Raw genomic sequence first — 4,531 nt, 5'->3', positions numbered from 1 at the left:
GGATCCGATCGAGATGACCGTGACGGCCGTGAATGAGTCGAATCAGGTTGTCGGCGACGCACCGGTGACTATCACTGCCGACAACGGTGCGGTGGTGGTGGTCGACGCTAGCAACACTGGCACAGACGGCCAGATCTCGGCATCTGTCAGCATCGGCGCAGATACCACGCCCCGCACGATTACGATTACCGTCCAAAGCGGCGGCGTGACCCGTACGCGCAGTTTCCAAATTGTCGAAGGTTCGGGCGGGGGCAATGCTGAAATGGTACTGGCCTTGTCGAGCCAGACCGTTACGGCCACTCAGCCAGCCACTGTGACTGTGACGGTGCGCAACGCCAACGGCGTCGTCGTTCCGAACGCTGTGGTTTCCTTTACCACTGTGCGGGGCCTGGGCACGTTCAGCGCGCCATCGGCTTTGACTAACAATTTGGGCCAGGCATCAGTTGCCTTGTACCCTTCGTCGAGCTCAACCTCTGGAGCTGATGAGGTCAGCGCGAGTGTGACGGTCGATGGCGCGTTGGTTACTGCGGTCACTGGTTTCCAGATCACCGCTACCGCCGTGACGATCTCCTCGTTCACTTCCGACCTTGGCGGCAACTCGCTGAGCGCCTACGGCCAGGCCAATCTCACTGTGAACCTACAGGGCACGGCACCCGGTACACCGGTGGCGCTTTCGATTGTCTCCCTGTGCGTGAACAAGAATAAGGCCACGATCACGCCGACAACTGTCACCACGACGAATGGCACTGCCAGTTTTACCTACAAAGATGCGCAGTGTGGTGCGACCGATGCGGCAGACACGGTTCAGGTTACGATCACCGGAACTACGACAGCGTCGTCGCTGATAATTCCGCTGTCGTCGCCAACTGCCACCAGTTTGGGCTTCGTCTCTTCATCCCCGGAGACGATCTACCTAAAGAACTCGGGCTTCGCCGAGACTTCGACCGTAACGTTCGTCGTCAAGGACGAAGCGGGTAATCCGCTGCAGAACAAGAACGTCGTGCTTGAGCCGATCACCTTGGCCGGCGGTTTGACGATGGACGGTGGCGTGGTCCCTGTTACCAAGCTGAGTGACTCCAATGGCCAAGTCGCCGTACGGATCAACTCCGGCACGGTGCCCACCCCTGTGCGAATCAAGGCCACCATCCAAGGCACCGGCTTCTCGACCGTGTCGAGCGATCTGAGTGTGGCTGTGGGTCTGCCATCTCAATTGAGCTTCTCGTTGTCCGTGGGGACCATCAACATCGAGGGCATGGATCACGATGGTACGTCTGACACGGTGACAATCTTTGCGGCGGACCGACTTGGAAACCCGGTGCCGGATGGAACCTCGATCAACTTCGTAAGCGAGGGTGGTCAGGTGGAGTCGATTCGCCAGACGGCGGTTGTCAACGGCATTGCCAGCGCAACGGCCAGCTTCGCGTCGCAAGAGCCGCGGCCTGCGAATGGGCGGGTGACGGTGCTCGCATACGCTTTGGGCGAGGAGTCCTTCCTCGATACGAACGGCGATAACGTGTTCACCAGCGCGACCGAAACCTACCAAGACCTTGGCGATGTATTCTTGAGTCGTACGTTCGACCTCAATTACGATCCCGTGGTTGACCAGTTCATCTCCTTGGGTATTTCTGGCAACAAGGCCTGCACGACGCCTGTCCAGTCGAGGGACCCGCTGGATCTGTTGGACCTCAACCGCACCATCCCTTCCGTCAAAGGCAACACTTGTGACGGAGGTTGGGGCCGCGCCTATGTGCGTCGGGCGGCGGAAGTGGTGTTCTCCACCTCTGCTTCGCGATTGATGTGGAACAGAGCCGGGGACGACTCTTCCGGCACCATCGTTGGGGTCACCCCGAATATCAAGCTCGACAGCGCTTGCGAGAAGTTCAATATCTTGACGGATCCGTATACGACGCCGGCTACGTATCAAAACTACTACCTGATGGGTAAGGGTGGGTTGTACAACATGCCGATCCAAGGCAGTCTGCAGTTCGTCGTGTCTGATACCAACGTCAATCGCTTGAATCCGATGCCTGCTGGCACAGTGCTCTCCGCGAGCGCGACGACTGGCATTTCGGCGTTCGTGGGTGGAGGTACTCCAGTGCCTAATACCTCGTCGGCGACGTCGGCGACGGTTGGTTATAAGTTCACCGACGCATCGTCGGGCACGATCTTCATCCGCGCAACATCACCGCTTGGCGTGACGTCCGCGTTCTCGGTTGACATTACGATGGACACGTCTCCGTCTGGATCGCTGTCGGAATGCACCAAATAGTGTTGCAGTGACCATCGTGCTGGTCGGTATGCCTGGCTGTGGGAAGTCCACCGCCGGGCGCCAACTGGCACGCCACTTGGGCTGGCGGTTTGTTGATTCAGACACCGAGATCGAGCATGAGATCGGTGGTTCGATTCGGGCCTACTTCGATCAACACGGCGAAGAACGTTTTCGCGAAGTCGAACTGCGGGTGATTGAGCGTCTGACTCAGCCGGAACGTTTGGTCTTGGCAACCGGGGGTGGTGCTGTACTGCGCCAGCCCAACCGTCAGGCAATGATGCAGGTGGGCAACCAGGTGGTCTATCTGCGGGCGACACCCGAGGACTTGGCCCGCCGCCTGCGGCACGATACGCAGCGGCCGCTGCTGCAAGGCGGTGACCCGTTGCGCAAGCTGCGCGACCTCTTTCGGCAGCGCGATCCGCTGTACCGCGAGGTGGCGAGCTTCGTCATCGACACCGGACGAACGTCGGTGCCCACATTGGTCAACCTGCTGAGCATGCAGCTCGAGATGGCGGGGCTGAGTCGCGAGGCTTGACGGGCTTCACGCCCTGACCAACGGAGCGGCTTCGACGGTTGCATGCCGCCGCTTAAACTGCCAAGCCATGAACTTGGCTTCCATGGATCCCGTCGTAGCGCGGAATGTTGAGCATGTGCCGGTCGCTCTCGGCGATCGGTCGTACGACATCGTCATTGGCGCCGGCTTGCTGGCGGACGATGCGTTCTGGCATGGACTGCCGGCGGCCCGCCATGCGCTGATCGTGACCAACGACACCGTGGGGCCGCTCTACGCCGCTCGACTGGCGCAACGGCTAGCAAGCATGTACCGGGAGGTCGCTGTCGTCAGCTTGCCCGACGGCGAGTCATTCAAGGACTGGTCAACGCTGAACCAGATCTTTGACGCGCTGCTCGAGAAGGGTTGCGACCGCAAGACCGTGCTGTTTGCGCTCGGCGGCGGCGTCGTAGGCGATATGACTGGGTTTGCCGCTGCTTGCTACATGCGCGGCGTGCCTTTCGTGCAGGTGCCGACCACCTTGTTGGCGCAGGTCGATTCGTCGGTGGGGGGAAAAACGGCGATCAACCACCCGCTGGGTAAGAACATGATCGGCGCGTTCTACCAGCCTGCCCGCGTACTCTGTGACCTCGATACGCTGGTGAGTCTGCCTGATCGCGAACTGAGCGCCGGCCTGGCCGAGGTCATCAAGTACGGCCCGATCGCGGACGCCGAGCTGCTGGCATGGTTGGAAGAGAACATGGTGGGTCTGCGCCGCCGCGAGCCCGAACTGCTGCGGTACGTGATCCGTCGCTCGTGCGAAATCAAGGCTCAGGTGGTCGGTGCCGACGAGCGGGAAGGGGGTTTGCGTACCATCTTGAACTTCGGTCACACCTTCGGCCATGCGATCGAAGCTGGCCTTGGCTTTGGCGTCTGGTTGCACGGGGAGGCCGTGGCAGCAGGCATGGTGATGGCAGCCGAGTTGTCCGAACGCATGGGACTGACGCCTGTCGGACTGCGCGAGCGTTTGGGCCATTTGATCGAACGCGCCGGGCTCCCAGTTCGTGGCCCGAAGCTCGGTGCTGCCGAGTACCTGCGCCACATGCGTGTCGACAAGAAAGCGGAGGACGGAGATATCCGCTTCGTTTTGATCGAGGGGCTCGGCCGCGCCGTCTTGCGCAGCGCGCCCGACGATCTGGTCGCCGAATGCATCGAAGCCCATTGCGCCTGACGAGTTGAACAGCGAGCGCGGAMCGATGGTGAACTTCGAACCCGCGCCACGCGACAACGGCCTGGCCGCGTGGGCCTGCCACGCCGCTGCGAGCCGGGGCCGACGCCGCCCCGAGCCCCCTGCACCGACGCGCTCGGACTTCCAGCGTGACCGCGACCGCATCGTCCACAGCTCGGCCTTTCGCCGCCTGGTCTACAAGACCCAGGTGTTTCTGAATCACGAAGGCGACCTGTTTCGGACGCGGCTGACCCACTCGTTGGAGGTTGCGCAGTTGGGCCGTTCGATGGCCTACAGCCTGGGCCTCAATGAAGACCTGGTCGAGGCGATCGCCTTGGCGCATGACCTTGGCCACACTCCCTTTGGCCATGCGGGACAGGACGCGCTGGATGCGTGTATGGCCGGCCATGGCGGCTTCGAGCACAACCTGCAGAGTCTCCGCGTCGTGGACAAGCTCGAGCAGCGCTACCCCGGTTGGGATGGCTTGAACCTTTGCTTCGAAACACGCGAAGGCATCCTCAAACGCTGCCCGTTGCCCCAAGCT

Annotated in this window: 4 protein-coding genes; all 4 read left to right on the top strand. The window is 61.4% G+C overall.

Annotated elements, in window-relative coordinates:
- On the top strand, window positions 1–2,269 hold a 2,269-nt coding region (locus AC1DYI_RS27440; protein WP_477207291.1), incomplete at its 5' end, for a hypothetical protein.
- Window positions 2,270–2,276: 7 nt separating this feature from the next.
- A complete protein-coding gene (locus tag AC1DYI_RS27435) occupies window positions 2,277–2,804 on the top strand; it encodes a shikimate kinase (protein WP_477207290.1) in 528 nt (175 codons plus the stop codon).
- 67 nt (window positions 2,805–2,871) lie between these two features.
- Window positions 2,872–3,990: a 3-dehydroquinate synthase gene (aroB, locus tag AC1DYI_RS27430; RefSeq protein ID WP_477207289.1), complete on the top strand. Its 1,119-nt coding sequence runs from the start codon at window positions 2,872–2,874 to the stop codon at window positions 3,988–3,990.
- Between the two features lie 28 nt (window positions 3,991–4,018).
- The coding region (gene dgt, locus AC1DYI_RS27425; protein ID WP_477207288.1) for a dGTP triphosphohydrolase at window positions 4,019–4,531 on the top strand (513 nt) is incomplete at its 3' end.

The sequence above is a fragment of the Ideonella sp. P3_A4 genome (assembly GCF_056403075.1).
Note: the sequence above shows the minus strand (reverse complement) of the source record. Positions and strands in the feature narration are given on the sequence as shown.